This is a genomic window from Xanthomonas populi, assembly GCF_002940065.1.
Classification (GTDB): Bacteria; Pseudomonadota; Gammaproteobacteria; order Xanthomonadales; family Xanthomonadaceae; genus Xanthomonas; species Xanthomonas populi.
Window position 1 is genome coordinate 1 of the sequence record NZ_MDEJ01000346.1, and the last position, 425, is coordinate 425.

Genomic DNA, 425 nt, shown 5'->3' on the forward strand with positions numbered 1-425 from the left:
AGCGATTACGCACACTGCCCGAACACGTCTACAACCAGATGGTCATGGGCTGAAAAACGTGGGGATACCTCAGACGCAGGCTCCCTTTTGCTATCTCCAACCCATATCACCTACCGCGCGTTTATCAGGGGCAAGCCCGGCTCACCGTCGCAGAGCAAGACAATCCACCGCCATTCGCTAGGTGTTTGATCCCAGGCTTTGATGGTGCACTCTTTTCACTCGAATGGAAGCAAGCACGATGGGCCAGGTTCTACATGGGAGCGCCACCACGACAGAGGCGATCCGTCGAGCGATACAACAGAGTCAAGAGAGCCTGAGAGCGCTGTCCAAGCGCTACGGCATCAATCAAAAGGGCACCTCGAACAACCAAGTCGTAGCCGTGGTGACACGCACTGGATGATGACCATACCTTCAAAAAATCAGCG

The 425-nt window shown here is 54.8% G+C and carries 1 pseudogene; it reads left to right on the forward strand.

The window, feature by feature from the left end:
- Positions 1-238: 238 nt before the first annotated feature.
- Positions 239-352, forward strand: a pseudogene (locus tag XpopCFBP1817_RS21220) (IS481 family transposase); the annotation flags it as partial.
- Positions 353-425: the final 73 nt, after the last annotated feature.